We start from the raw sequence: 25529 nt of genomic DNA, 5'->3' as shown, positions 1-25529 counted from the left end.
ACTGCCATCGGGTCCTTTGCCGGGGGAATGACGTGACCACGCCTGCCCCTACGCGGTCGTCCGGGTCGCCGCAAGCGACGCGAGGCATGCCTCGAAAGTCTGTGGCTAAATGCACACGGGTCCACATTTCGTCCGAGGCGCGGGGTGCGCCGCTAGAGGGCGGCGGCCGTTGCTGCGTGGACGCGATCGCGGGCCAGTGGAAGCGTTCCGAAGCGGATACCGGTGGCGTCCCGGACCGCGTTGGCGAGCGCGGGAGCCACCGGGTTGAACGGACTCTCGCTCATCGACTTGGCGCCCAGAGGGCCGAGGACATCGGATGTCTCGGCGAAGTACACCTCGGTTCGCGGCACGTCGCCGAAGGACGGGATGTGGTAGTTGCGGAAGGTCGCCGTGGTGACCCGGCCGGCCCCGTCGACGACGAACGACTCGTACAGCGCGGCGCCCAGGGCCTGTGCGACACCGCCCTCGATCTGCCCACGGCATTGCATCGGATTGATGACGCGCCCGGCGTCCGCCCCGTGGACGCTCTGCAGAATCTTGATCTCACCGGTCCCGGTACACACCGCGACCCGGAAGCCGTGGACATTGAACGCCACCGAACATGGTGCGCCGTCGGATGTGCCGGCCGCTTGCAGCTCCTTGCCTGCGGCCTGCGTCGCTGCCGCGACGGTGGCGAGCTTCAGGCGTACGTCGCCGAAGCGGATCTCGTCGCCGTCGAAGACGCAGGCTGACGGGTCCGCACCTGCCCGCTTCCCGCCGACGGCGGCGATGCGGTCACGCAGCGCCTCTGCCGCGCGCGTGACGGCCAGGCCCGTGACCGTTGTCCCGGTCGAGCCGAAGGCACCGGTGTCGTGGCTGACGTGATCCGTGTCCGCCTGCTCGATCCGGATCCGGTCAACAGTGGTGCCGAGCACGGCGGCAGCGAGCTGCTGGTGCACGGTCGTCGTGCCGTTCCCGAACTCGGCCATGCCGACCGCGAGCTGGTATCCGCCGTCGGTCAACAGCCGGATCCGTGCCTCGGCCCGGTGCCCGCGCGGCGGAATCGTGTCGATCATCGACAGCGCGACGCCCTTGCCCACAGACCACCCTTCTTCCGTGGGCGGTTGTGCCCCGTTGCCGCGGTTCAGTGCCTCGTCGACAAGGGTCAGGCACTGGTCCAGGCCGTAGCTGCCGATCCTGGCCTCGTCCGCCGACGGGGTGTGGAAGCTCACCATGTCGTCGCCGGGCCGGATGATGTTGCGTTCCCGGAAGGCGACCGGGTCCATGCCGATCGCGTGGGCGAGTTCGTCGATCGCCGACTCGACGGCGAAGACCGCCTGGCTCAGCCCGTAGCCGCGGAAGGCGCCGGAGGGGACGGTGTTGGTGTAGACGGCGTATCCGTCCACCTTCTTGTTCGCGCAACGGTATACACCGATCGACTCGTTGCAGGCGTGGAACACGATGCTCGCGTGGTTGCCGTACGCACCGGTGTTGGTCACGACCCGCAGTCGCAGCGCCGTGAGTGTGCCGTCGCTCCGCGCGCCGGCCTTGATGTCCACGGTGACCGGATGCCGGGTCACGCCGGCCTCGAACTCCTCCTGGCGCGTGAACTCCAGTTGCACCGGCTGTCCGGTCCGCAGGGCCGCGAGAGCGACGACATCCTCGGTCAGCATTTCCTGCTTGGCCCCGAACCCGCCGCCCACCCGGCCGCACACCACGCGCACCTTCTCCTCCGGAAGATCGAAGAGGGTGCACAGTGCGCGCTTGGTGAGGAACGGCACCTGACTGCTCGTGCGTACCACCAGCCGACCGGACCCGTCGACCCAGGCGATCGAGGCGTGTGTCTCGAGGTGCGCGTGCTGGACACGATGGCTGACGTAGGTGTGCTCGTGAACGGCGTCGGCCTGCTCGAACGCCGTCTCGACGTCGCCGACGTCACCGTGCACCTCGGCCGCGATGTTGCGCTCTGGACGGGCGATGTGCTGGTCGGCGCTCTTGTCGCCATGCAGTAGAGGGGAGCCGGGCGCCATCGCCTTTTCGGGGTCGAAGACAGCCGGCATCACCTCGTAGTCGACGACGAGCCGGCGACAGCCCTCCTCGGCGGCCGCCACACTGTCGGCCACCACGGCTGCGACCCGCTGCCCGGTGAAGCGGACGACGTCGTCGAACAGCAGCGTGTCGGAGGGATCGTCGTCGGGGTTCTCGTGCCGCCCGGTCGAGTAGAGCCGTCTCGGCGTGTCCTCGTGCGTGAACACCGCTCGCACGCCGGGAACCGCGAGGGCGGCGCTCGTGTCGATGGCGACGATGCGGGCGTGCGCATGCGGCGAGCGCAGCAGTTCGAGGTGCAGCAGGCCCTCCATGGCGACGTCCAAGGTGTAGCGGGCCGCCCCCGTCACGATGTCGGGACCGGCCGGCGCCGGCAGATTCCGTCCGCACGAATCACCCGGTGAGGTGCCCTCGGCGTCCTCGGCATGAGCGATCCCATGGATGGCGTCGTCGATCGCGCGGTAGCCGCTGCACCGGCACAGATTCCCCTTGAGCGACCGCGGGAGATCCTGCTTCTGGCCGGGGTCGAGAGCGGCGACCGTCATGATCAATCCCGCGGTGCAGAAGCCGCACTGGAATCCCTGCGCCGCCAGGAAGTCGCGCTGCAGTGGATGCAGTTGCGCGCCGGAGGAGAGCCCCTCGATCGTCGTCACCTGGTGCCCGGCCGCGCGGAACGCGGGGAACAGGCAACTGTGCACCGGCCGGCCGTCGATGTGCACGGTGCACGCACCGCAGTCGCCCGCGTCGCAGCCCTTCTTCACGCCGAAGTGGCCCAATTCCCTCAGCAGGGTGCGCAGGCACTGCCCAGGACGAGGCTGAGCGGTAAAGACCTGGCCGTTGACCTCGATCCGCATCCGGGTCACCTCCCGACGTCCGCCGACAGTTCCTGCCTGATCTCCTCGGCGAATCGGAGCGTCATGTGTCGGCGCCATTCCGGCGTTCCGTGCACGTCGTCGTAGTAGGAGTCCGGCGGGATTGCGTGTTCGAGGGCGCCGAGGAGCTCCGCGGAACCGGGCGTCCGGGGAAAGGGCAGCTGGACCGGCCGGACGGTCGAGGCGGTCACCGTCAACACGAAGGAGCCGTCGTCAGGTGACCTCCTGCCGATGAGCAGTGCCGCGGAGCGGCCGAGCGGGGCCAGCGAGATCCAGCGGAAGGCGGTCCGGCAGCGTAGCGCGGCCTCCGGCAGGGTGATCGAGCGCAGCAGCTCACCCGGGCCCAGCACGTTGCAGCCGGGTCCGGTGACGAAGTCGGCCGCCGCGACCCGCCGTTCGCCCCCGTCGGCCGTCCAGATCGTGCAGCTTGCGTCGAGGGCCGCGGTCAGTGAGATCATGGGGCCCGCAGGCAGCGACATGCAGAGATTGCCACCCACGGTGGCCTCGTTCCACACCTTGAAGGAGCCCAGCAGCGCCTGGCGGCATTGGTCGATCAGCGGTCCCGCGGTCCAAGCCTCCGGCATGCTTCCATCGGACAGCTCCGCGAGGGTGCACGTCGCGCCGATCTCCAGGCCGTCCGCCTCGACCCGCAGCGACTCCCAGCCGAAGCCCTTGAGATCGATGAGCCGGTCGAGCTGCGGCTGAGGCTCGGAGAACAGCCAGGTCCCGCCGCCGAGCCACGCGTCGCCCGGCTGCCACGCCGCCTGCAACGCACGGCTGGGTGTGTCAACCACCGAGGTGATCCCGTTGAGGTCCATGGTAGGCAAGTTCACAACTAGGGGCGATTTGCCCGTTATGCCCTTTTTCCTAGCCTACATGTTGTGGGTTCCCCGCAAGCTGTGGCTCACCTGACGACAGCGCGCTGCCCGTGCCGTGTTCGCGTTGATCGTCGCGTGAGGAGTCACCGCACGTGCCCTGGTGGTCGGTTCAGGTGGTCAGGCCGAAGAGCACGATGAGCAGCACGTAGCATGCCAGCACGAGGGCCGTGCCCGCCATGCGGACGCGGCGGGATCGTGCCCGGCCGGGCAACAGCCAGAAGGCCAGGGCGCGGTTCACCAGCGGCATCACGACCCAGGTCAGAAGCCCGACGCTCAGCGCGTTGCTGATGAACAGACCGAGGTACTCCGGAACACCGGCATCCGTGAGCGCACGGCCTACCGTCAAATTGAGCACCATGACGGTGGGAAAGAGTGCCAGGAGAACGGACATGGCCTGCTTCCAGTTGGGCGGGATGCCCTCCTGCTCCCCTTCGCCGAAACGGAACCAGCCGCTGAACGCCGATCCGATCTGGCGAACGTCGTACTTGCCGAAGTATTCGCGCCCCTCGTCCAGAAGTTTCCTGCGGACGTCGGACTCCATCCACTCATCGAGGTGTTCGCGGGTATCGAAGCGGAAGGCGACGACCCAGCGGTCCTGGATGCCCTCCACCGGTGTGAACAGCTCGGCACCCATGAAGCCCGGATACTTCTCCTGCGCCTTCAGGGTCTTGTGCTGCCACCGCAGGAAGTCCTGCTCCCGGCCCGTCCTCACCTCATGGGAGACGACTGCCGTCACGGCTTCCTGGGCCGCGACCCCGCCGCTGAGGACCTCCTGGGAGGGCTCCTCCTCGAACAGCTCACGGCCCTCATCGAGAAGCCGGTGGCGCGTGCCCGACGTGAGCCATGCGCTCAACTGGTCGACACGGGCGAAGCGGAACACCACCACCCATTCGTTGCCCTCGCCGGAGTCCGGCGGGTACGATTCCGTGCCCTCGAACCCGTCGAAGTCTCGTACGGCCCGGTTCACCCCCTCCTGCCAGCGCTTGTAGTCGTCCTCGCGCCCCTGGAGGACCTTCTGGGAGGTCACGACGGTGGCTCCGGCCCCATCTGAGCCGTGTTTTCCACTGGCGCTCATAGGAGCAGCCTAGTCAGAAAACGGACATAAAGCACAAATGGGGAGACGACTCGGGCACCGTGGGCGGCGCGCAGTGCGGGCAGCAGGGCCAGAGTCAGCTGGAAGTGGCCGAGATGGTTGGTCGCGAACTGCGACTCGTAGCCGCGCGCGTCTCGAACCAGTTCGTCAGGGGCCGGGAGCCGGCGGGCGCTGCGGGTGCGCCCGCCGTGCGGGAGCGATGCGGGGATGCGGTCAGGCGGCGGCGCGTTCGTCGACGGGCCGGCGGCGCAGGCGCGCGTGCTCGATGGCGGGTGGGTTGTAGGCCATGTCGAGCGTGCCGATATCGGTGCCGGGTGGCACGATCTCGTCGATCCGGTCGAGGATCTCGTCGGTGAGCGTGACGTCGAGGCCGGCGAGGAGGCCGTCAAGGTGCTCCATGGTGCGCGGCCCGATGATCGCGGACGTGACGCCGGGGTGGGCGATCGCGAAGGCCATGGCCAGGTGGGTCAGCGGGATCCCGGCGTCCTGGGCGAGCGGGATGAGCTGCTCGACGGCGTCCAGGCGGCGCCCGTCGCTCAGGTGCCGGAAGCCGAACTGGGACCGGTGTGTGGTGTTCTGCTGGTTCTTGCGGTAGCGGCCGGTGAGCAGGCCGCCGGCGAGCGGGCTCCAGACCAGGGTGCCCATGCCGTACTCCTGGACTACGGGGAGGACCTCGCGCTCGATGCCGCGGTTGAGGATCGAGTACGGAGGCTGCTCGGTGCGCAGCCGGGTCAGGCCGCGCCGCTCGGCGACCCAGTGGGAGCGGACGATGTCCGAGGCGGGCAGGGAGGAGGTGCCGATGGCCCGGACCTTGCCGGCACGCACGAGGTCGGTGAGCACCGAGAGGGTCTCCTCGATGTCGGTGTCGGGGTCGGGCTGGTGAATCTGGAACAGGTCGACGTAGTCGGTGCCCAGGCGGCGCAGCGAGCCGTCCAGGGCGCGGATCAGCCAGAGGCGTGAGGCGCCCGACCGGTTGGGCAGGACCGGGGTGGCGCCGCTGGGGTCGTAGTCCACGGGGAACCGGGCCTTGGTGGCGAGCACGACGTCGTCGCGGCGCCCTTTGAGGGCCTTGCCCACGATCTCTTCGGACTCGCCATGGGAGTACATGTCGGCGGTGTCGATGAAGTTGATCCCCGCGTCCAGGGCCTTGTGGATGATCTTGATCGAGTCGTCGTGGTCCGGGTTGCCGACGGCCCCGAACATCATGGCGCCGAGCGCGTAGGGGCTGACCTTGATGCCGGTCCGGCCGAGGCTGCGGTACTGCATACGGTTTCTCCTGAAGTTTGTGGTCGAGGCGTGGTCGGCGCTCTTGCATGCCGTACCCTGGACCAAAAGCGGAACGTCTTTCCGGAACTATACGGAAAGGCTTTCCGGTTAGCAAGCGAAGGAGTGTCGTGATGGAGAAGGCGGCGCCGACCGGAGTCGGCTGGACCGGCTCTGCGGGTCCGGGCGCACTCGAACGCGCGCCGCGTCGGCTGCGCGCCGACGCGCAACGCAACATCGACTCCTTGCTCGAAGCAGCGAAGGCTGTCTTCGGCACGTCAGGCGTGGACGCGCCCGCGAAGGAGATCGCTGATCTGGCCGGCGTCGGGGTGGGAACGCTGTATCGGCACTTCCCGCAGCGCTCAGACCTGGTCAAGGCCGTGTTTCAGCGCGAGGTGGATGCCTGCGCCGACGCGGCCCCGGCGCTGATCGCAGCGCACGAGCCAGGAGCGGCACTCGCGAAGTGGCTCCACCGGTACACCGAGTTCCTCGCGACCAAACGAGGACTCGCTACAGCCCTTCACTCGGGCGATCCGGCGTTCGACGCCCTGCCCGGCTACTTCATGCAGCGACTCGCACCCACCCTCGGGTCACTGCTCGAAGCCGCGACAGCGAGTGGCGAGATTCGTGCCGACATCACCCCCAAGGACCTCCTGTACGCCGTCGCCAATCTGTGCCACCCGGTGGCGGACGAGGGAGTCGCGTACAGCCAACGCATGGTCGCGCTCCTCATCGACGGACTACGCTACGGCGCCGATACGAGTCGGCCTCGCTCCTGAAGGTGAACGAGCCCGGCCCCGTGCCCGGCGGCCTGCGCCCGCTTCGCGATCCCGCGGCCGACGAGTGGTAAGAACTCGGGCAGTGAGACACCGATCGGCGTAAAGAGCGTGGCGGTGTCTCACTGCCTGGGTGTCAGTAGTAGCTGTTCATGGCGACACGCACCTCGGCGAGGGTGGTATCAGCCACAGCTCTGGCTCGGTCGTTGCCCTCGCGCAGGATTTGGCGCAGATAGGCGCGGTCCTGCGCGTACCGGGTACGGCGGGCCCGGATCGGAGCCAGATACTCGTTGACCGCATCGGTCACGGTCCTCTTCAGTGCGGCGGCTCCCGCGGAGCCGATCTCGGCGGCAATCTGCTGGGGAGTTCGATTCTGGCAGAGAGCTGCCAGCAGGAGGAGAGAAGACACCTCGGGGCGAGTGGCCGGGTCATAGACGATGTGGCGCTCGGAGTCGGTCTTGGCACCCTTGATCAGCCGAGCGGTCTCGTCTGCGCCGGCGGCCAGGGTGATGGCATTGCCCCGACTCTTGCTCATCTTGGTGCCATCTGGGCCGAGCAGCAGCGGTGCATTCGACAGGAGGGCACCGGGCTGAGGAAACACAGCGGTTCCGGCGCCGTAGCGGTCGTTGAAACGGCGGGCGATGGTCCGGGTGAGTTCAAGGTGAGGGAGCTGGTCCTGACCGACCGGCACCAGGTTGGCCTTGCAGAAGAGGATGTCGGCCGCCTGATGGGCGGGGTAGGTGAACATCAGGCCACTGACGGAGGACTGCCGCGAGTGGGCGATCTCATCCTTGACTGTGGGATTGCGGCTGAGCTCTGCAACCGAAACGAGGCTGAGGAAGGGCAGCAGCAACTGGTTGAGGGCGGGAACCGCACTGTGAGCGAAGATCGTGCTGCGTGCCGGGTCCACGCCAATGGCGAGGTAGTCCAGTACCAGCTCCTCGACGTACCCGGACAGGTTGTCCGCTACATCGCGGTCGGTCAGCACCTGGTAATCCGCGATGATCACGAACATCTCCACGCCGAGGTTCTGGAGACGTACACGATTGTGGAGAGTGCCGAAGTAGTGGCCCAGGTGTAGCCGTCCGGTGGGGCGGTCGCCGGTCAGTACCCGGAATCGCCCGGGATCCTCGATGATCAGCTTTTCCAGCACCGCACTGCTGGCCTGGGCGGCGGACATACCAAGTGTGCCGGTGGAGGAAGCGGAGGCGAGGGCGTCGGGGCCCGCAGCCTGGAGAGTGTTGTTCATGAGTGTCTCCTGGTGGGTCGGTATCGCCGTCAGGACGACACGACTCCTGATCCAGGGAACACAAAAGGGCCGTCCGTCCGAACGGCCCGGTTCATGCATGAGAGGTGGCCGCTCCTACAAGGAGCGCCACCAGCTCAGACACGACGAAAGATGCATAGGAACATCATAACGTCAGCGTCATGTACCACCATCACTACCTGGACGTCCTCGGGTCACGACGACCGCCCGCCGAACTGCCAGTTGTGCACCTCGATGTCGGCGTACCGGTCCGGGGTCAGGATGGCGCGTGCCGTGTCCAGGTCCGGCGCCCGGACCAGCGCCGCCGTGCCCAGCCAGGTGGTGCCACTGTCGGACAGCAGCGGCCCGTAGGCGATCAGCTCGTCCCGGTCGGGCGGCACGGCGAGGTCGGCGGCCTGCCCCGTGCCGAAGCCGAGCACCAGGTACCGGTTGCCACCGGTCCGGCCGCCGGGGAAATCCCACATCGTGCGCTCCAGCGTGTTGCGCCACCGTCGCAGCAGCACGTCCCGGTACACGCCGGCCTGGTAGTTCGGCTCGTCGAAGGCGAACCCGCGGGCTGCGACGGGATCGGGTAGGTCGACGATGTGCACGCTGCCGGTGGGCGTGTCGCCGTCGCCGGCGAGGGTCGGGCCCCGGGCGATCATCTCCTTCGCGTACCGGTCCATATAGGACCAATGCTCTTCCAGCAGTTCGTCGCGCAGCCCTACAGAGCCGGGCCGGTCACGGTGGTAGCAGAAGAACTCCATGCCCATAGTCTCCACCCACCAACAGATCGCCTCGTCGGCACAAGTCGTCCCGGAAACGTTCGTAAGCGACGTCCTTGGGAGGGACTCGATGCCGGCCTGGGGTGGCTGTCTGCCGACGGCGCGGAGCTGAGACGTGATGCCTGGCCATGCCGGCCAGAGCCACCGGATGCCGGCGGAGCACCTTTCCTCGGAAAGTCGGGGCGTGTTGCGGGATACGGGTCTACGGTGCGGAAGTGGCTCTTGATACACCCGAGGGTCGCTGTGACGGCGATCAATGGCATCTGTACTGGACTTCTCGCGAAGCTGTGATCCCGAGTGGCCGGGTGCCGCTACTGCAGGCGTGGCAGGACATCGACGACCGCGAACGGCGGTGGGCCACGCGCGTGGCCTGCGCCAAGGACTATCGCCTGTTCTTCTCGTTCCTGTGGGGTCTACGGGGCCGGGGCAAGAACTGGCACGAGGCGCAGGCCGATGCTCTGGACGATTGCGAGGTCTGGCGGCGTTGTGGAAGGCGACCAGATTGGCCGGCAGGGCGTGATGAATCGCCGTGATTTCCTGCGTATCGCCGCGCTCGCGGCGCCGGCCCTGACCGCATCGCAGCGGCAGGGGCCGCTGGAGCGGCTCGGCGCCCCGGGACGAACGGGGACCGCCGGCACGCCGCCGGGCTGGGACAGGCTGCGGCGGCGGCTCGCCGGCACGCTGGTGCTGCCGGGCGACGCCGGGTACGAGGCCGCGCGCCGGGTCTACAACTCCGCCTATGATCTCGTCCGGCCGGGCGGAGTCGCCTACTGCGCCAACCCGCAGGACGTGTCGGCGTGTCTGGCCTTCGTACGGGCCGGCAGCCTCCCGTTCACCGTCCGCTCGGGAGGCCACTCCTTCGCGGGCGCGTCGACCGGCACCGGTCTGGTGATCGACGTCTCCCCGCTGAACGGCGTCGCCTACGCGGCCGGCCGGGCCACGGTCGGGGCGGGGGCGCGGCTGATGCACGTCTACGACCGGCTGGCCCCGCACGGCGTGCGCATCCCCGCCGGCATCTACCCGACGGTCGGGATCGGCGGGCTCACCCTCGGCGGCGGGCTGGGGGCGGCGTCCAGAAAGTATGGGCTCACCTGCGACGTGCTGGAGTCCGTGCGGATCGTCACGGCCGACGGCCGCTTGCTGGCCTGCAACGCCGAGCGCCACCCGGAGCTGTACTGGGCCTGTCGCGGTGGCGGTGGCGGCAACTTCGGAGTCGCGCTCTCCTTCACCTTCCGCACCCATGAGGCACGCGAGATCGCCCTGTTCTACCTGCGCTGGCCGTGGTCCGAGGCCGGCGCGGCGGTGCAGGCGTGGCAGTCGTGGGCGCCGTACATGCCCGGCGAGCTGTGGTCGGTGCTGGATCTGAAGCGGGACGACGACGGACCCCACGTGTTGCTCTTCGGCACCCACATGGGAGCGGAGTGCGCGCTGGACGCTCTGCTCGCCCCGCTGACCGGGCAGATGGGCCGGCCCTCGTACCGCATGGTGCGCACTGTGCCCTACCGTGACGCGATGATCACCATCTCGGGCTGCTTGTCGATCCCCCCGGCTCGGCCCCGGTGCGTGTACGGGGAGGCGTTCGCGGCCACGTCCCACATGGCCTACCAGCAGCTGCCACCGGACGGTGTGCGCACGCTGGTGGACGCGGTGGAGCGCAGGGGACGGCACTGGGTGCTGCTGGAGGCCATGGGTGGCGCGATCGGGCAGGTCGGCCCGACGGCCACGGCGTTCCCGCACCGGGCCGCGCTCTACGGCGTGCAGTACGGACAGCGCCCCGCGACGGGCGCGCAGAGCCTCGCAGGCGCAGGCCGCGACTGGATCCAGCGAGTGCGCAACGACATGTCACCATATTTCGGCAACCACGCGTACGTGAACTACACCGACCCCGCCCTGACGGACTGGCGCACCGCGTACTACGGGCCCAACGCTGCCCGTCTGGCCGAGGTGAAGACCGCCTACGACCCCGACCGCCTGTTCCATCCGGCCCAGGGCGTGTAGGCCCGCTTCCCTCTCAGGCAGACCTGCTCCCCGGGCACGGGCTCAGGAGCCCTGTGGTTCGGGCGGGGCACCCGCTGTCGCCGATGGTCGCTCGACGCCCTGGCCCCCGCTGGGCCCGGTCTGGCGCTATCCAGAGCGGCCGTTGCCATTGAGTGCTTCGCGGCGGTATTTGCGCCCGGTGGTCTCGTGCACCCCGAGCGCTCGGGCGAGCGCTGTCCCGGTCATGTTCGGATCCTGCGCGAGCAGGGCCGCTACCTGAGCTCGCCGGTCGTCGTCCTCCCGGGCCTCACCTGCCGGCGCGTCTTGGCCTGCTGGTTCGGCCGCCGGTTCTGGCTCGTCCAACGCTGACCGACGCTCGCCCGGTCCCTGCGTCGGCTCGCCTTGGCCGACCTGCGCCGTGGCTTGTACCACCGGTCCCGCCTGCGGCACCCGCGCCTCCTGGCCTGAGGCGACGCTCGGGGGTTCCGCCTCGGCGAGCGCTCGCTCCGGCAGGTCCGAGTCGTCCGCGCGGTCGGCGAGCTCACGACCCGAGCGGACTACCCACATGATCAGCTCGTAGGAGATCACCAACGCGATCGCCGGCCACGCTGCGAACGCCGCGGCCAAGGCTCCCCGCTCGATCCCGTGCAGGATGTTCGCGGCCAGCGTCGCGGCGACTCCCAGGGCCAGCGCCCAGCGGGCCAGCGCGGGCACCGCCAGGCGGTAGCGGGCACACCACAGCAGCACCATGGAGGAGGCGTAGATCATGCCGTCCACCGTCGCCGGGACCAGATGCGCCGATAGCTCGTCCTCGGCACCGTACCTCTCGATCACCGCGACCGCGTGCCAGTACGACACCCACGCCGCTACCGCCGCGACCGCCAGCACCACGATCGTCATCGACACACGGATGAGCCGATCCCCGCCCCGAGGCGCCTGCTTGACCGCATTCATTCCAGAAATGTTGCCATGCCCAATGTCCCACTATGCACCATCAATCACTTCTGTCTCAGGAGAGCGGCACAAGGACGTATGGCGCCTGGGGTCGCTCGCGTTCTCCGGGACGCAACTGGACGGTCAACCCGGACGCGTACAGCACCTCCGCCATGGCGCGCTGCATGGCAAGCGCGGTGGCGCGCTCAACGCGCATCAGCGGATGGTTCGGGTGGTCGGCATGTTCGTCCTCAGGCGGGTGGGGGCCGGCCTGACAGATGGTGTTCGAGACAACGTCCAGGTTGTCCGGCGCTTGACCTCAATTGTGGTTGAGGTCACAGAATCGTTGACGGCGGGCGGCGCGGCCGGATGGGCCGGTCGGGAACGCGCCCGCGTGTCCCGGATCGAATCCCCTCCCAAACCATGGAGATGTTTGTCATGACCAAAGTCGTCGTCATTGGCGCCACCGGCAGGCAGGGCGGCGCGGTCGCCGACCTGCTTCTGCAGCGCGGTCACGAGGTGGTGGCGTACGTGCGCTCGGGCGAGTCGCCCGCCGCGAAGGCGCTGCTGGCCCAGGGAGCGCGGCTCGCCACCGGCGACCTCGCCGATCCCGGCGCGCTCCAGCGGGCCTGCACGGGCGCCGACGCGGTCTTTGGCCTCTCGGTTCCGTTCGGCGAGGGCGGCAAGGACGAGGAGGTCGCGCAGGGACGTCTGCTCGTCGACACCGCCGCTCGCCTCGACGTCCACCTGGTGTACTCCTCTGTGCGGGGCGGCGACCGGCTGGAGGCCACCAACGTCGACCACGCCGACAGCAAGCAGCTCATCGAGGCGTATTTACGCGAGCGGCCGGTGCGCGCGACGGTCCTCGGCCCGGTGTACTTCATGGAGAACGTGCTCAACCTCGGCTTCAGCCAGCTCGGCGACGGCGTACTCGCCAACCCGCTGACTCCCGGCAAGCCGCTCGACCAGGTGAGCGTCCTGGACATTGCCGGCATGGCCGTACATGCCGTTGAGAACCCCGACGAGCTCGTCGGCGAGCGGATCGACATCGCGTCCGATCGCGTCACTGGACAGGAGGCGGCCCGGATTCTGAGCGAGGTGCTCGGCCGGGAGATCCCCTACCAGCAGCTGCCGCTGGACATGGTGCGGCAGTGGGCCGGGGAGGAGGTGGCCACGATGTTCGAGAGCTTCGAGAACAACACCGATTTCCTTGACATCGAGACTCTGCATGCCAGGTATCCCGCCGTGCACTGGCACAGCTACGCCGAGTGGGCCAAGACGGTGGACTGGGACAGAGTCCTCGCGGGCTAGATCTCCTTCTGGCTGACCGGTTCGCCGGATCAGACTAGGTCGCCGCCTTGAACCAGCCTGACGAGAACCTCGCCGTTTTTCGACGTCTCCGGAGACGTCGAAGACGATCCGGGACGCGTTCGGATCAGAGTACGCCGACGGACCGCACGTTCCAGCTTCCCGCCGAAGGGTGGCGGCCGGCGGCGTCGCTGTCTCCTCGTACTGTGAGCGCATGTCTGTGATGCCGTTCAGGGGTGGAGCCGCGCGTGAGGCGGAGTTGTTGGGAGCGGTCCTGGAGGTGTTGCGGGAGACGGGATATGACCGGTTGACGGTCGACGCGGTGGTGGCGCGTGCGCGGGCGAGCAAGCAGACCGTCTATCGGCGCTGGCCGTCGAAGGCCGAGCTGGTGGTGGCCGCGTTCGTGAATGCCGTTTCCCGGGGGCCCGGCGACCCGGACACCGGCAGCGTGCGCGGTGACCTGCTCGCGCTCATGGACCTGCTGCTGGACGAGCTGGCCGAGCTCGGCGACGTGATCGTGGGGCTCCTCGGTGAGCTGGGGCGCAACGCCGACCTGGCGGCGGCCATGGAGGAGCACTACATCGGCGCGCGGCGCCGGTCGGTGCTGGCGGTGTTCGAGCGGGCCAGGGCGCGGGGCGAGGTGTCGGAGGAGGCCGACGTCGAGCTGGTGTGGCAGGCGGGGCCGGCGATCCTGTTCTTCAAGGCATTGGTCAGCAGGGAGCCCGTGGACAGGGAGCTGGCCCGCAGGATCGTCGATCAAGTGATGCTGCCGTTGCTCTGAATAGTACGGTCCAGTACCGTACTATTCGTGGACATCCTCATCGTGGGCGCGGGCCCGAGCGGACTGACCCTCGCCAACGTGCTCGCCGCGTACGGCGTGCCGTTCCGGATCGTGGACGCCAAGCCCGGGCCGGTCGGCCAGTCGCGCGCGGCCATCGTCCATGTCAGGACCTTGGAGCTGCTCGACCGGCTGGGCCTGGGCGACCGGGCGCGCCGGCGCGGCCTGCCGATCACGCACGCCGAGCTGTACGAGAACGGCCGTCGGGCGGCCGAGGTGCCCCTGGCAGGAAGGGACGGAGGGCCGGTCGCGCTGGGCCAGGACGACACCGAACGGCTGTTGGTCGAGGGCCTGGAGGAACGCGGCCACGCCGTCGAGTGGAACACCACGTTGACGACGTTCGGTGGTGCCCGCTGGGTCGTGGGCGCCGACGGGGCGAGCAGCCGGGTGCGGCGCGCGCTGGGGATCGGCTTCGCCGGGCGGACCTACGAGCAGACCGGCCTGCTGGCCGACGTGCACGTGGACGCCGGGCTCCCGCCCGGCAGACTCAGGCTCAACCTGACCCGGGGCGGCTTCGTCGGCATGCTGCCGCTGGGCCAAGATCGCTACCGGCTGTTCGGCGCGCTCCCACCGGACATGGCCGAGCCGAGCCCGGACGGCGCAGTTTCGCACGATCCGTACGCGGCGGTGAGCCTGGAGCGACTGCAACGCTGGTTCGAAACGTTCTTCGCGGTTCGCACCAGGCTGAACAGCGCGGATTGGACGGCCCTGTTCCGGGTGCACAGCCGGATGGCCGAGCAGTTCAGAGCCGGCGACACCTTCCTGGTCGGCGACGCCGCGCACATCCACAGCCCGGCCGGCGGCCAGGGAATGAACCTCGGCATCGGCGACGCCTTCAACCTCGGCTGGAAGCTCGCGATGGTCGCCAGGGGCGAGGCCGGTGAACGGCTGCTTGACTCCTATGAGGCCGAGCGCATGCCGGTGGCCAGGAAGGTGCTCAACGGCGCCGACCGCGGCTTCGCGCTGGAGGCCACCGGGCACCCGGTCGCCGCCTGGCTGCGAGCGCACGTGGCCAGTCGGCTGATCGGGCCGCTCAGCCACCTGCCGCCGGTGCGTGAGGCGGTCGCCAGGATGTTCTCGCAGACCTGGATCAGCTACCGGGGCAGCCCCGCCGTCGGCGGCTCCGCGCACGGCGCGCTCCGGCCGGGAGATCGGGCACCTGCCGGCATGGCCCCGGCCGACCTGCATTATCACCTGGTGGTCTCGCCCGGCACCCACGTCGACGCACCCTTCGAGACCCACGCTCATCCGGCGGCGGGCCGCCTTGCCTACCTTGTCCGCCCGGACGGCCACCTCGCCTATATCGGCAGTCCCGAGGCGGTGCCGACGGACATGGACCGAGCCGGCTGATCATCCGGCCGGGGGCTCATCCCGGAGTCGGGTTCTGCCGAGGCCCGGGGGCCGGCGCCTATCCATCGGTGTGCGCCGGGGGGTCCTGGTGTGCCGGCAGGGTTGCCCAGGACCGAGACCATGGCCAGGGTGAGGCCGGTGAGCGCGATGGGCCAGGCGATGCGTTCCAGCCCGTGCGGTGTGCGGGTTCGTGGCGGACTCCCCCGAGCCGGTCACGTGACCGAGCTCCGGCTCGACGAGTTCGTAGCTGACCGTCCTGGGACTCCCTGCGTCTTGGCCCGGTCCGGCGGAGCCGGAAAGCCGGGCCGGGCCCGGTGATCAGTCTGTGGCGACCACCATGGCGATCGATACCAGAATCCCCGGCCGGTCGACACCCAGCTTGCTCACGCAGCGCGGCGGCCGCACGTCCGGGAAGAACTCGTCGAAGACCTCGTTGACGCCGTCGGCGTCTTCGGGTCGCAGGAGCAAGGTGTGGACCATGACGGCGTCGCTCAGCTCGGCGCCACCGGCGCGCAGGATGGCCTGGCAGTTGAGCAACGACTGGCGGGTCTGCTCCTGGATCGTGGGCCCTGCCAGCTTGCCGGTCACCACATCGACTCCGACTGTTCCGGCAACGTAGATCGTGTTGCTCACCTTCACCGCCTGGCTGTAGCTGGGGTACTCCGGCGCCTCGGGCGTGGAGATGACTTCTCGGGGCATCGAATGGGCTCCTGTCTGGAAGTTTTCTGCTCAACTCCGATGGAGCGCGCCGCCGGGCTGGCAGTTGGGCACAGTTCAGGGCAATGATGAAGGCGGTCTTCTCCGTCCCGGCCCGAAGCTCGCTCTCTTGGCCGTTAGTCGACGTCGAGGAGGTTCAGCCGGGCCGTGACCGCGTCGCCGTCCCAGGTGAGGCTGGCCCCCAGCGTGGCGAGCAGTCGCTGAGCGGCCGTATTGCCGGCGGTGGTGCTGGCGACCAGGCGCTGGGCACCGCCGGCGCGGGCGAGGTCGAGGAGCTGCCTGAGAACGGCACCGCCGACTCCGCTGCCGCGGTGTGTGCGTCCGATCCAGACGCCGGCTTCGACCGCACGTCCGGCGTCCGTGAGCGGAAAGAGCCGAGCGGCCCCGACCACTTTCTCCTTCACGAGGATGGCATAGGTGGCCTGCACGGGCTTGGCCGACAGCGACCTGGACCGGTGGAACCGCACGAACGTCTCCCGTCGTTCAGCCGTCCATCCCGCGGGTCCCTCTACTGGAGGCATCACCTCAAGCGGGTCCGCGTCGGCGACTGCGGCATCAAGCAGTCCACGCAACAGGCTCTCATCGAGTCGCCGCAACGTGACATCGGAACGCATACGAGCACCCCGTCTTCCGGGACTGTGGAGATGGACGGGCGAGTGTGTCAACGGCCTGGGCGAGCGCGCCCCGGACGGGGCGCCAGGATTGATCGCACGATGTCGAAGGGGATCTCCTCGCTTCTGTTGTCCGGTACCGCTGACGTTAGGGAGACTCCCTCCGGCCTTCTGCGCACGAATGCACAAAGAGCATAAGTACACAAAATCGGCATGGGGCCTGACGGGTTCGCCCCCCAGCCTGCGCGCCGCCCTGCCGTTCGAGACCTTCCCGCTGGGCGCCGACGCCAGTTCCTCCTCACCTACACCGCCGAGCCCGGGTCACCCTCGCAGGAGGCCTGAACCTGCTGGCCAGCTGGGCCGCCACCACCCACGAAATCCAGCAGTACGCGCCGGCCGACGACTCCGAGCCGGCCGAGACATCTGACTGATCGACGAGCCACGGGTGCCGATCGAAGGGAGTCGTCTGTGATCGGCGATCAGCTCCACGTCCCGGCCCGCGCCGCCGCCAGCGCCTGCCAGGCGGCCCGCTCATCGTGAAGAACGACTGTGAACGTATGCCAAACGGGCAGATGTCGAAGGGACTCTTGGGAAAGAATCGGCGGAGACCGTAATCGAGGAGGTTCTCTGTGCGCGCGGTTCTCACCGCCATGCTCGCGACGCTCATCCTGTTGGCCACTGGGGCCAGTTCGGCCAGCGCGGCACCATCCCGGTCGCCCTTGCCTGGTGGAAAGGCGAACTTTGTGATCACACAGGGCTTCCTGCGCGCCGCGTCCACTCAGAACTGGGTGCGTCTGGGTACATACCAGTTCAAGGCCAACGGCACTGTCAGCGCGAACACCTACCTCTGGTGGCAGCGCAACCCCGAGGGCAGACAGGCCACCGGTGTCGTCCCGGATTCCAGCTGCTCAACCAAGGCAGGCAGCTCCAGCTCACGCGTACGCGCCTGCAACGTACTGACTGCCTCCGGTTTCACAGGCGCCCCGGACGAATCCCGCACTGGAACCTACACAACGGCCGGCAACGTGGTGAGCATCAGATGGAAGATCGCCCAGACCTGGACCGAGAAGTGGCACGTGCGGCTGTCGCCTGACGGCAAGCTCGCCCAGCTGCAGTTCGCGGACAGCACCCTGGCCACCCACGGATACGGCTACGGAAGCAACGCCCCGTTCACCACTCGCCGCGCGATGAGCTCCGTGCGAGCCTTCGCCGGAACGCTCAAACAGGACCTGGTCTCCTGGTCGGGCCATCGCATCGTGAAGTCGGACGGCCAGGTCTTCAAGCAGTCCTCCTTCCGCTCCTGCGCCACCACGACCTGGTGCCTGACCTACCTGCAGCCGTCGTCCCCGGGCGCGTGCCAGAAGTCCGGCGGCTGTCCCACCGTCGGCGGCGGCACCCGCAAGAACGTCAGCTCCATCCAGTACTACCTCGTCAAGGTCTCCAACCACGATCGCCGCGACACCCTGTGGCACTGGTGCACGTGCTTGGCCATGGAGAGCAAGCAGTTCTGCTACTCGGGCAACTCACACATCAAACCGCTGCTGCAGATCATCGACGACAAGGGAGCCTTTCGCGGCTGGGTCGGCGCCGAGGCGTCCTTCTACCCCGGGGCCAGGCCCAAAGACATGATGGCCGTATTCCGTACCGCCGACTTCCGCTGACGCGTGTGCGCCGATGGCGCTGCCGGCCCGCGGAGTGAAGCTGGTCCTCGGCGACTCCCGGGCCGGCGCGCCGCATCCCGGCCGCCCCCCCGGCGCGTGACGCCCGCGCGAGGGACACCGGCCGCGGCGCGGAGCTGATCGTGTCGCCACGTGACCCGCCGTACCTCCCGGTCAGGCGAACGCGGGCATGATCTGGTCGTGGATCAGCCTGAGCTGGCTGTCCACATCCGCCACTTCGGGCAGCTCCCGTCCCATGAACTGCTTGACCAACGTCGCGTCGGTGATGGCCAGGATCATGTGATTGACGCCCGACGGCTCGATCTCGCGCTTGATCTTGGCCACGCACTCCTCCGGTGTGCCGGCGATGGACAGCCGCTCCCCCAGTTCGGGCGTGGTCAGCTCGATCGCCCTGGCCAGGTCGCCGGCGCCGAGGGCGTCGACGATCGGCTTCATCGCGTTCGGGTCGACGCCGTTGCGTTCGAGCTGCTCGGCGGGCATGGAGGAGGCGTAGAGGCCGACCATGCTGCGGGCGGCCTCCTTCGCCACGGCCGAGTCCGGGCCGGTGGCGAAGACGACCCAGGCGCCGATGTCCATCGAGGAGGCGTCCTTGCCCGCCTTCTCCGCGCCGGCCCTGAAGTGCTGGACGAGGTAGTCGTAGGCCTCGCGGGTGTAGCTGAGCGCGTGGTGCACGCCGTCGGACAGCTCACCGGCCGCCTGGAAGGAGCGCGGCCCGCGCATCGCGCCGAGCTTGACCGGCACGCGTTCCTGCACCGGGCGGGCGAAGGTGAACAGGCCGCTGTACTTGAAGAACTCGCCGTCGAAGGTGATCGCGCCGTCGTCCAGCAGCGTGCGCACCACATGCGCCGCTTCCTTCACGCGCGACAGGGGCTTGGTGACCGTCCAGTCGATGTTGTACTGCGCGAGCAGCCCGAAGTTGCCGCTGGACAGCACCACCTCGGCGCGCCCGTCGCTGAGCTCGTCGAGCGTGGCCGCCGCCTGGGCGATCAGGGACGGCTCGCGCAGCACCACCGACGACACGCTGGGCCCGAACCTGATGCGGGAGGTCTGCTGCGCCGCGGCGGCGAACAGCAGCCACAGGTCCTTGTGCCAGGTCTCGTCGGCCGCGTAGCAGGCGTGGAAGCCGAGCTCGTCGGCCAGGCGAATGGACGCCAGCGACTCCCGCAGCGGGTAATCGGGCAGCATCACGTAACTGAACTTCATCGTGCGACCTCCTGAGGGATGGCGTCGCCCGAAGGGGCGTCGCCCTTGTCGTACGGCCTGGCGACCAGCAGGTAGACCAGCCCGGCGGCGACCACCACCAGCCCGGACAGGGCCACCAGGTAGTTGTCGTACCAGGGGGCGTCGGGCGTCCTCGGCCAGGCCATGTTGAGGATGGCGAGCACCCCGTAGACCAGCGCGGCCACGTTGACGGCGAGCCCCCCGCGGCCCAGCGTGAACGGCCCGGACGGGCGCCAGCCGCGCAACCTGGCCCGCAACGCCGCCAGCACCACCATCTGGAAGCCCAGGTAGATGCCGAGCACCGCGAATGAAATGATCTTGATGAGGGCGTCTTCCGACACGATGGAGCCGAGCACGACCAGCGCGGGCACGACGGCGGCGACCAGGAGCGCGTTCGGCGGGATGCGCCTGGCCCGGGAGAACCTCCTGAACGCGCGGCTGCCCGCGATCATGTCGTCGCGGGCGTAGGAGTACAGCAGCCGGCTCGCCGCCGCCTGCAGGCTGAGCGCGCACGACAGGAACGACAGCAGCACCACGCCGAGCACGACCTTGAGGCCGACGGCGCCGAACGCGGTGGTCAGCACGTTCGTGACGGGGTCGGCGTCGGCGCCGGAGACGACGGCGGCGAAGTCGGGCACCGCGAGCAGCAGCGCCAGGCAGACGAACGTCGCGGCGGCGCCGCCCACGTAGATGGTCATGCGCATGGCCTTGGGGATGCGCCGGGTCGGGTCGGGCACCTCCTCGGCCACATCACCGCACGCCTCGAACCCGTAGTACTGAAATATCCCAATAAGTCCGGCGGCCAGGAACGCGATGAAATATCCGGACTCCGACCCCGCACCGAACGAGTCGAACAGCACCCCGAGCCCGTGGTGCCGCTGGGTGAGCAGCAGCCACCCGCCCACGGCCAGCGCCCCGACCAGCTCGGCGGCGAACCCGATGATCGCCGCCACCGCCAGAGCCCTGGTCCCGAGCATGTTGATGGCCAGCGCCCCGACCAGGATGATCAACGCGCAGAGGATCGTGTTCCCCGTGCCCACCTCGATCCCGAGAAAAGCGGACAGGTACGGTCCCGCCCCGTACGCCACACTCGCGATCGTCACCAGCAGCGCGACCAGGTACACCCAGCCCGTCATCCAGGCCCACCGCCGCCCCCACAGCCGCCTGGCCCAGGGGTAGATGCCGCCGGTCAGCGGGTACTGCGAGACGATCTCGCCGAAGACGAGCGCCACCAGGAACTGCCCGGCGCCCACGATGACCAGGCTCCAGATCATCGGCGGGCCGCCGACGGCCAGCGACGAGGCGAACAGCGTGTAGATCCCGACCACGGGAGACAGGTACGTGAAGCCGAGGGAGAAGTTGGCCCACAGGCTCATGTCCCTGCGGAACTCGGAGGTGTAGCCGAGGTCGGCCAGCCGGGCGTCGTCCGCCGGGCTCAGCGCGGCGTCATCAGTCGAGGTCATGGAGGAGCTCCTCGCCGGAGATCACCTTGTCCGCGAAGTGCCGGTGCATCCAGGCCAGGTGGTCGGCCCGGGACCGGACCAGGCGCAGCGTGTCCCAGTTGGGGAAGGTCTGCTGCGTCACGTGGTCGGTCATGAGGCCGGGCTCGACCTCGAAGACGTGCTCGAACCGGGTGATCGCCACGTCGGTCACCCGCTGGGCCGGTGGAGGCGACATCTCCTCCTGATAGCGATATTTCACGATTGCTCCGCGTATGCCTGGTCGAGCAGGTACTTGCCGGGGTTCATGATGTTGTTCGGGTCGATGGCCCGCTTGATGTCGAGCATCACGTCGTACCCACCGCCGAGCTCGGCGGGCACCAGGTCCACCTCGCCCTCGCGGCAGGAGCCGTGGCAGGCGCTGATCGAGCCGCCGTGCGCCAGCGTCACGGCGGCGAGGTCGCGCTTGGCCCGCACCCACACCTCCCAGGCGGCGTTGTCGAGCCGCTGCTCCCAGATGCCGATGTCGATCTCGGTGAGGTAGTCGGCGCCGGTCGCGCCATTGGTGTAGGCGAACATGCCCCAGTCGTCGAACACGTCGCTCTCGCGCCTGAGCCGGTCGGCGATCTCGTGCCAGGCCAGCCGTACGGCGGGCAGGTTCGTGTAGTTGATCGAGGCGTCCTCGCAGTGCCAGCTCATCGGGACGACCTGGCCCGATCGGCTGCGGCCGTGCAGCGGCGTGGCGTACCTGTCGTGCCTGGCCGCCCAGTCGCCCTCGGAGATCTCGTCGCCCAGGTAGCGGGCGCCGAGCGAGCGGGCGATGCGCAGCAGCCTCCTGCCGCCTGCCCGGACCTCGTCCTCGTAGCCGTACATTGCGGCGCACACCAGCGCCTTCACCGACGACGGCTGCGGGATGTAGGCCTCGTCGTCGCGCCGCAGGTAGTCGACCTTCCACTCGTCGAACAGCACCGCGCCGGCGAACGTGGCCACGCCCGCCCGCGCCAGCGCCCCGACCGCGCGGTAGGCGCTGTCGTAGTCCTCGAACGCCCAGAACGGCGAGAACTCCGCCTCCGGCTTCGGGAACAGCTTCAGCGTCGCCTCAGTGGCGATGCCGAGCGTGCCCTGATGCCCCATGAACAGGTGCTTGAGCTGGTACCCGCTGGAGCTCTTGGTGATCTTCCGCCCGATGCCGTCGCCGACGTGGATGACCCGGCCGGTCGGCAGCACGTGGTCGAAGCTGAGCACCAGGTCGCGGGTGTGGCCGTAGCGGGAGCCGATCAGCGACCAGCCGCTGGTGCCGATCCGGCCGCCGACGAGCGAGCACGGGTAGGACGCCGGATCGTCCGGATATATCAGGCCATGTCGGGCGAGGACCTCGTTGAGCTTGAGCGCGTTGATGCCGGTGCCGACCGTGCAGGTGCGGTTGTCGAGGTCGATCTCCCTGATCTGGTTGATCCGCTTGACGTCCACGACGATGCCGCCGCGCAGCGGCACCGCACCGTCGGTCAGCCCGGTGCCGCCGTCGCGCGGCACGACCGGGATCCGCAGGCTGTTGGCCAGCCTGAGCACCTCCGCGACCTCCTCGGTGGAGGCCGGCAGCACGACCAGGTCGGGCATGCGCTCCGCCCACCGGTGCACGGGGAACGGCGCGGGCACGCGCGCCCGGTTGAGCCGGTCGGCCTTGCCGGTCAGCACGTGCTCGGGGCCGAGAATCTGCCTGAGCTCCTCCAGCACGGGGTCGCCGAGCAGGACCGTCATGGAGCCACCCCCAGCGACTCGGCCAGCAGCTCGTGCAGGTCCACGACGTCGATCGAGCGCGCCTGACCGGCCTCCGACAGCGGCCGCTCCGACCACGGGCAGGCGCTGACCAGCGTGTCCACGCCCAGCTCCGCCGCCTGCCCGACCCGGTGCTCGCTGATCTTCGCGGTCAGCTCCGGCTTCTCGACGGGCAGCCCGCCGCCCCCGCCCGAGCAGTACGACCACTGCGTCACCCGGTCCACGTCATGGAAGGTCAACCCGGGAATCGCCCGCAGGATCTCCCGCGGCTCCCGCCAGACGCCCTTGCGCTTGTTGAGCCGGCACGGGTCGTGGTAGGTCACCGTACGCTCGACCGGGACCCGCGGTGTCAGCCTGCCCTCCCTGATGAGCTCCGCCAGCAGCTCCACGACCAGCACGATCTCGATGTCGTAGGCGTCGCCGAAGTACTTCGGATAGTCCTCGGTGAACGTGATGTAGTCGTGCGGGTCGAGCACCAGCACCCGCCGCACCCCGGCCGCCCGCCAGTCGTCCAGGTTGTGCTGGGCGAACCGGCGCGCCTGCTCCTCGTAGCCCATCTCGGCCGCCGGGCCGCCGCAGCACCACTGCTCGTTCATCAGCCCGAACTTGTAGCCGGCGAGATTCAGGATCCGGGCCACCGAGCGCGGCACCGAAGTGCGGTAGAAGGCCGCTTCGCAGTCGACGAACAAGATGGTCTCCCCGCCGATCGGCAGGTCCAGCCCTTCGGCCCAGTCGCGTACCCGCGCCTGGCCGACCGGGGTGCCGTTCAGCACCGGCTCGTGCCTGCGCTCGTCGGTGAGCAGGTTCCAGCGCTGCCAGCCCGGCTGGTGCACGCCCTGCGAGACGGCCAGGCCGCGCACGGCCTTGACCAGGTCGACCGTACGGGTGCGGAAGCGGTAGAAGTCGCCGGTGAACAGCGAGTTGGGGCAGCGCAGCTCGCATGCGCCACATCCGGTGCAGTTGACGTAGTCGGCCGCGACGTCCGCGACCTCGAGCTCGCCCTTCTCCATCGCCACGACATTGGCGTGGAAGGCGGTGGGACTCCAGGACTCGTTCCGCGTGACCTGCATGACCGGGCAGACCTCGCGGCAGAACTTGTGGCCTGAGGAGAAACAGTTGTAGGCGGCGTCGCGCCACTCCTCGGCGAACCTCTTCTCGGGATCCGGCATGTGGCCTCCCTAGGGCGGGTTGCGCTTAAAACTATGAGTTCATATTTCAAATGGCAATATGCTGGAGCGTGTGAGTCAGCTCCCCAAAGCGGCGGTCTTCGCCCCGCTCGATGACGGTTCGGGCCGGGCGGAGGTCGTGGTGCGCCGGCTGGCCGAGGCGATCGCGCTCGGCCTGATCGCCGACGGCGACCAGCTCCCCGCCGAGCTGGAGCTGGCGAACGCGCTCAAGGTTTCCACCGTGACGCTGCGCGCGGCCCTGGCCGCCCTGCGCGAGCGCGGGCTGGTCGAGACCCGCAGGGGGCGCGGCGGCGGCACATTCGTGCTCGCGCCCTCCGACCCGTCCACGGCCAGGCTGCGACGCCGCCTGCGCGAGCTCAGCACCTCGGAGCTACGCGAGATCGGCGACTACCGCTCCGCGATCGCGGGCACCGCCGCCCGGCTGGCCGCCCTCCGGGCCTCCGCCGACAACGTCACGCGCCTGCGCCAGGTCCTCGGCCGCCTCGACACGGCCACCTCCGTGGGCGACCGCCGCCGCGCCGACGGCCGCTTCCACATCGAGGTCGCCGCCGCCGCCCAGTCCGTACGGCTGACGCGCGCCGAGATCGACATCCAGGCCGAGGTGGGCGAGCTGCTCTGGCTCCCGTACGGGGAGGCCGTCGACCCGCAGGACGTGGTACGCAGCCACACCCAGGTGATCGACGCCATCGAGTCCCGCGACCCGGCCCGCGCCAGGTCGCTCACCGAGGAACACATCGACAAGGGGATAGAGCGTCTGATGGAGTTCCATTGGCGGCTCGTCGCATCCGAGTGAGGAGGCAACGATGAGCGATCGGCACGTCGATCAGGTGGCGGACCGGGTGCACACGATCGTCGCGGACATTTTCAGCTCGCTGGATCGCATCCTGGCGAGCGTCGTGACCTGCTATCGCGCCTCCGGCTCGTTCGCCTGCGCCGACCTCGCCGCGGTCCGGCCGGAGATCTTCGCCTGCCTGAGCAGGACGCACGAGGTGGTGGCGGGGGCCGGCGTCATCGTCGCGCCCGGCGTGCTGGCCGACCACCGGCGGTGGCTGGAGTGGTGGCAGGCGCCGCCCGAACAGGATCCGATCTTCCTCGACGTGGACCTCGACCCGGAGAGCCTCGACTTCTACGACTACACGGCCGCCGAATGGTTCGCCGTGCCCGAGCGCACCCGCCGCCGCCACGTCGTCGGCCCGTACGTCGACTACGGCGGCACCGACACGTACATGCTGACGTTCACCGCGCCCGCCGAGGTGGACGGCCGCTTCCTCGGCGTGGTGGGCGCCGACGTGCGGGCGGCCAGGTTCGAGGCGCTGCTGCTCGGCGTGCTGGCCGCGAGCCCCACGCAGATCACGCTGGTGAACGCCGAGGGCAGGGTGGTGGCGACCAACTCGCCGCGGTTGCCCGCCGGCTCCCTGCTCCTGGATCCGGGGTCGGACCGGCTCCCGTTGCCGGAGTTGCCCTGGAGCATCGTCACGTCCGTCAGGGACCGGGCGATCAGCCCCCTGTAGGAGACCGGCGGCCAGGGGCCTCTCGGTCACGCCGGGTGGGCGGG

At 69.1% G+C, this 25529-nt stretch carries 24 protein-coding genes; 9 read left to right on the top strand and 15 right to left on the bottom strand.

The genetic code is table 11. From position 1 onward, the window contains the following. Window positions 1–152 precede the first annotated feature (152 nt). The 4 genes from EJK15_RS42935 to EJK15_RS42915 all read right to left on the bottom strand — a co-directional run bounded on the left by EJK15_RS42935 (window position 153) and on the right by EJK15_RS42915 (window position 6134). Window positions 153–2879: a molybdopterin-dependent oxidoreductase gene (locus EJK15_RS42935; protein ID WP_138716227.1), complete on the bottom strand. Its 2727-nt coding sequence runs from the start codon at window positions 2877–2879 to the stop codon at window positions 153–155. A gap of 5 nt (window positions 2880–2884) precedes the next feature. After that, the gene (locus EJK15_RS42930; RefSeq protein WP_138716226.1) at window positions 2885–3715 is read right to left on the bottom strand and encodes an FAD binding domain-containing protein; all 831 of its coding nucleotides are present in this window, start codon (window positions 3713–3715) and stop codon (window positions 2885–2887) included. Window positions 3716–3884: 169 nt separating this feature from the next. Beyond that, the gene (locus EJK15_RS42925) at window positions 3885–4802 is read right to left on the bottom strand and encodes a putative antibiotic biosynthesis monooxygenase (protein WP_171074863.1); all 918 of its coding nucleotides are present in this window, start codon (window positions 4800–4802) and stop codon (window positions 3885–3887) included. Window positions 4803–5081: 279 nt separating this feature from the next. Continuing rightward, on the bottom strand, window positions 5082–6134 hold the full coding sequence (locus EJK15_RS42915; protein WP_138716224.1) for an aldo/keto reductase: 1053 nt from the start codon (window positions 6132–6134) through the stop codon (window positions 5082–5084). A 131-nt stretch (window positions 6135–6265) separates the two neighbouring features. Here EJK15_RS42915 and EJK15_RS42910 point away from each other — a divergent pair, with 131 nt between their 5' ends. Beyond that, entirely contained in the window at window positions 6266–6910 is a 645-nt protein-coding gene (locus EJK15_RS42910) for a TetR/AcrR family transcriptional regulator (protein ID WP_138716223.1), read from the top strand. 133 nt (window positions 6911–7043) lie between these two features. On the opposite strand, the gene trpS is transcribed toward EJK15_RS42910, so the two are convergent. Together trpS and EJK15_RS42900 are read right to left on the bottom strand one after the other, a co-directional pair. Further along, window positions 7044–8156 (bottom strand): tryptophan--tRNA ligase, encoded by a 1113-nt coding sequence (gene trpS, locus EJK15_RS42905; RefSeq protein ID WP_138716222.1) that lies wholly within the window; start codon window positions 8154–8156, stop codon window positions 7044–7046. 212 nt (window positions 8157–8368) lie between these two features. Beyond that, window positions 8369–8920: a YciI family protein gene (locus EJK15_RS42900; protein WP_138716221.1), complete on the bottom strand. Its 552-nt coding sequence runs from the start codon at window positions 8918–8920 to the stop codon at window positions 8369–8371. Between the two features lie 233 nt (window positions 8921–9153). On the opposite strand from EJK15_RS42900, the gene EJK15_RS71345 reads away from it, so the two are divergent. Together EJK15_RS71345 and EJK15_RS42895 are read left to right on the top strand one after the other, a co-directional pair. After that, entirely contained in the window at window positions 9154–9471 is a 318-nt protein-coding gene (locus tag EJK15_RS71345) for a hypothetical protein (RefSeq protein WP_171074862.1), read from the top strand. Continuing rightward, window positions 9458–10936, top strand: coding sequence for an FAD-binding oxidoreductase (locus EJK15_RS42895; protein WP_171074861.1), 1479 nt, complete (start codon window positions 9458–9460; stop codon window positions 10934–10936). Before EJK15_RS71345 ends, EJK15_RS42895 begins: the two co-directional genes overlap by 14 nt. Window positions 10937–11062: 126 nt before the next feature. On the opposite strand, the gene EJK15_RS42890 is transcribed toward EJK15_RS42895, so the two are convergent. Continuing rightward, window positions 11063–11869, bottom strand: coding sequence for a DUF2637 domain-containing protein (locus EJK15_RS42890; protein WP_138716219.1), 807 nt, complete (start codon window positions 11867–11869; stop codon window positions 11063–11065). Between the two features lie 55 nt (window positions 11870–11924). Further along, on the bottom strand, window positions 11925–12065 hold the full coding sequence (locus EJK15_RS71340) for a hypothetical protein (RefSeq protein ID WP_171074860.1): 141 nt from the start codon (window positions 12063–12065) through the stop codon (window positions 11925–11927). A 221-nt stretch (window positions 12066–12286) separates the two neighbouring features. Between EJK15_RS71340 and EJK15_RS42885 the strand changes: the two genes are divergently transcribed. The 3 genes from EJK15_RS42885 to EJK15_RS42875 all read left to right on the top strand — a co-directional run bounded on the left by EJK15_RS42885 (window position 12287) and on the right by EJK15_RS42875 (window position 15344). After that, entirely contained in the window at window positions 12287–13159 is an 873-nt protein-coding gene (locus tag EJK15_RS42885; protein ID WP_138716218.1) for an NmrA/HSCARG family protein, read from the top strand. Window positions 13160–13370: 211 nt separating this feature from the next. Further along, window positions 13371–13937, top strand: a complete 567-nt coding sequence (locus EJK15_RS42880) for a TetR/AcrR family transcriptional regulator (protein WP_138716217.1) — start codon at window positions 13371–13373, stop codon at window positions 13935–13937. A gap of 27 nt (window positions 13938–13964) precedes the next feature. After that, the gene (locus EJK15_RS42875) at window positions 13965–15344 is read left to right on the top strand and encodes an FAD-dependent monooxygenase (RefSeq protein ID WP_138716216.1); all 1380 of its coding nucleotides are present in this window, start codon (window positions 13965–13967) and stop codon (window positions 15342–15344) included. A 318-nt stretch (window positions 15345–15662) separates the two neighbouring features. On the opposite strand, the gene EJK15_RS42870 is transcribed toward EJK15_RS42875, so the two are convergent. Together EJK15_RS42870 and EJK15_RS42865 are read right to left on the bottom strand one after the other, a co-directional pair. Continuing rightward, the gene (locus EJK15_RS42870) at window positions 15663–16043 is read right to left on the bottom strand and encodes a RidA family protein (protein ID WP_138716215.1); all 381 of its coding nucleotides are present in this window, start codon (window positions 16041–16043) and stop codon (window positions 15663–15665) included. Between the two features lie 134 nt (window positions 16044–16177). Beyond that, complete coding sequence (locus EJK15_RS42865) at window positions 16178–16675, bottom strand: GNAT family N-acetyltransferase (RefSeq protein WP_138716214.1); 498 nt, start codon at window positions 16673–16675, stop codon at window positions 16178–16180. 740 nt (window positions 16676–17415) lie between these two features. Here EJK15_RS42865 and EJK15_RS42855 point away from each other — a divergent pair. Continuing rightward, complete coding sequence (locus EJK15_RS42855; protein ID WP_138716213.1) at window positions 17416–18333, top strand: hypothetical protein; 918 nt, start codon at window positions 17416–17418, stop codon at window positions 18331–18333. Window positions 18334–18504: 171 nt separating this feature from the next. Here EJK15_RS42855 and EJK15_RS42850 read toward each other — a convergent pair whose 3' ends face one another. The 5 genes from EJK15_RS42850 to EJK15_RS42830 are packed head-to-tail and all read right to left on the bottom strand — an operon-like array spanning window position 18505 to window position 23956. Then, window positions 18505–19554 carry an LLM class flavin-dependent oxidoreductase gene (locus EJK15_RS42850; RefSeq protein WP_138716212.1) on the bottom strand — a complete coding sequence of 350 codons (1050 nt, stop codon included), beginning with the start codon at window positions 19552–19554 and terminating at the stop codon, window positions 18505–18507. Beyond that, window positions 19551–21035 (bottom strand): APC family permease, encoded by a 1485-nt coding sequence (locus EJK15_RS42845; protein ID WP_138716211.1) that lies wholly within the window; start codon window positions 21033–21035, stop codon window positions 19551–19553. The genes EJK15_RS42850 and EJK15_RS42845 overlap by 4 nt, the downstream gene beginning before the upstream one ends. Beyond that, window positions 21022–21273, bottom strand: a complete 252-nt coding sequence (locus EJK15_RS42840) for a hypothetical protein (protein ID WP_240777573.1) — start codon at window positions 21271–21273, stop codon at window positions 21022–21024. The genes EJK15_RS42845 and EJK15_RS42840 overlap by 14 nt, the downstream gene beginning before the upstream one ends. Next, complete coding sequence (locus EJK15_RS42835) at window positions 21270–22769, bottom strand: FAD-binding oxidoreductase (RefSeq protein WP_138716210.1); 1500 nt, start codon at window positions 22767–22769, stop codon at window positions 21270–21272. The genes EJK15_RS42840 and EJK15_RS42835 overlap by 4 nt, the downstream gene beginning before the upstream one ends. Continuing rightward, window positions 22766–23956, bottom strand: coding sequence for a (Fe-S)-binding protein (locus EJK15_RS42830; RefSeq protein ID WP_138716209.1), 1191 nt, complete (start codon window positions 23954–23956; stop codon window positions 22766–22768). The genes EJK15_RS42835 and EJK15_RS42830 overlap by 4 nt, the downstream gene beginning before the upstream one ends. Window positions 23957–24026: 70 nt before the next feature. On the opposite strand from EJK15_RS42830, the gene EJK15_RS42825 reads away from it, so the two are divergent. Both EJK15_RS42825 and EJK15_RS42820 read left to right on the top strand, forming a co-directional pair. Further along, the gene (locus tag EJK15_RS42825; protein WP_206061447.1) at window positions 24027–24767 is read left to right on the top strand and encodes a FadR/GntR family transcriptional regulator; all 741 of its coding nucleotides are present in this window, start codon (window positions 24027–24029) and stop codon (window positions 24765–24767) included. Window positions 24768–24777: 10 nt separating this feature from the next. Further along, window positions 24778–25485 (top strand): cache domain-containing protein, encoded by a 708-nt coding sequence (locus EJK15_RS42820; RefSeq protein ID WP_138716207.1) that lies wholly within the window; start codon window positions 24778–24780, stop codon window positions 25483–25485. Window positions 25486–25529: the final 44 nt, after the last annotated feature.

The organism is Nonomuraea basaltis, from assembly GCF_005893125.1.
Classification (GTDB): domain Bacteria; phylum Actinomycetota; class Actinomycetes; order Streptosporangiales; family Streptosporangiaceae; genus Nonomuraea; species Nonomuraea basaltis.
The sequence above is the reverse complement of the archived record's forward strand: the minus strand, read 5'-3'. Positions and strand labels throughout refer to the sequence as shown.

Coding starts and splice junctions, on each gene's coding strand:
- EJK15_RS42890 (WP_138716219.1), bottom strand. CDS start 11,869: ATGAATGCGGTCAAGCAGGCGCCTCGGGGCGGGGATCGGCTCATCCGT.
- EJK15_RS42885 (WP_138716218.1), top strand. CDS start 12,287: ATGACCAAAGTCGTCGTCATTGGCGCCACCGGCAGGCAGGGCGGCGCG.
- EJK15_RS42835 (WP_138716210.1), bottom strand. CDS start 22,769: ATGACGGTCCTGCTCGGCGACCCCGTGCTGGAGGAGCTCAGGCAGATT.
- EJK15_RS42820 (WP_138716207.1), top strand. CDS start 24,778: ATGAGCGATCGGCACGTCGATCAGGTGGCGGACCGGGTGCACACGATC.
- EJK15_RS42900 (WP_138716221.1), bottom strand. CDS start 8,920: ATGGAGTTCTTCTGCTACCACCGTGACCGGCCCGGCTCTGTAGGGCTG.
- EJK15_RS42915 (WP_138716224.1), bottom strand. CDS start 6,134: ATGCAGTACCGCAGCCTCGGCCGGACCGGCATCAAGGTCAGCCCCTAC.
- EJK15_RS42845 (WP_138716211.1), bottom strand. CDS start 21,035: ATGACCTCGACTGATGACGCCGCGCTGAGCCCGGCGGACGACGCCCGG.
- EJK15_RS42865 (WP_138716214.1), bottom strand. CDS start 16,675: ATGCGTTCCGATGTCACGTTGCGGCGACTCGATGAGAGCCTGTTGCGT.
- trpS (WP_138716222.1), bottom strand. CDS start 8,156: ATGAACAACACTCTCCAGGCTGCGGGCCCCGACGCCCTCGCCTCCGCT.
- EJK15_RS42830 (WP_138716209.1), bottom strand. CDS start 23,956: ATGCCGGATCCCGAGAAGAGGTTCGCCGAGGAGTGGCGCGACGCCGCC.
- EJK15_RS42880 (WP_138716217.1), top strand. CDS start 13,371: ATGTCTGTGATGCCGTTCAGGGGTGGAGCCGCGCGTGAGGCGGAGTTG.
- EJK15_RS42870 (WP_138716215.1), bottom strand. CDS start 16,043: ATGCCCCGAGAAGTCATCTCCACGCCCGAGGCGCCGGAGTACCCCAGC.
- EJK15_RS42930 (WP_138716226.1), bottom strand. CDS start 3,715: ATGGACCTCAACGGGATCACCTCGGTGGTTGACACACCCAGCCGTGCG.
- EJK15_RS71340 (WP_171074860.1), bottom strand. CDS start 12,065: ATGCGCGTTGAGCGCGCCACCGCGCTTGCCATGCAGCGCGCCATGGCG.
- EJK15_RS42895 (WP_171074861.1), top strand. CDS start 9,458: ATGAATCGCCGTGATTTCCTGCGTATCGCCGCGCTCGCGGCGCCGGCC.
- EJK15_RS42910 (WP_138716223.1), top strand. CDS start 6,266: ATGGAGAAGGCGGCGCCGACCGGAGTCGGCTGGACCGGCTCTGCGGGT.
- EJK15_RS42935 (WP_138716227.1), bottom strand. CDS start 2,879: ATGCGGATCGAGGTCAACGGCCAGGTCTTTACCGCTCAGCCTCGTCCT.
- EJK15_RS42850 (WP_138716212.1), bottom strand. CDS start 19,554: ATGAAGTTCAGTTACGTGATGCTGCCCGATTACCCGCTGCGGGAGTCG.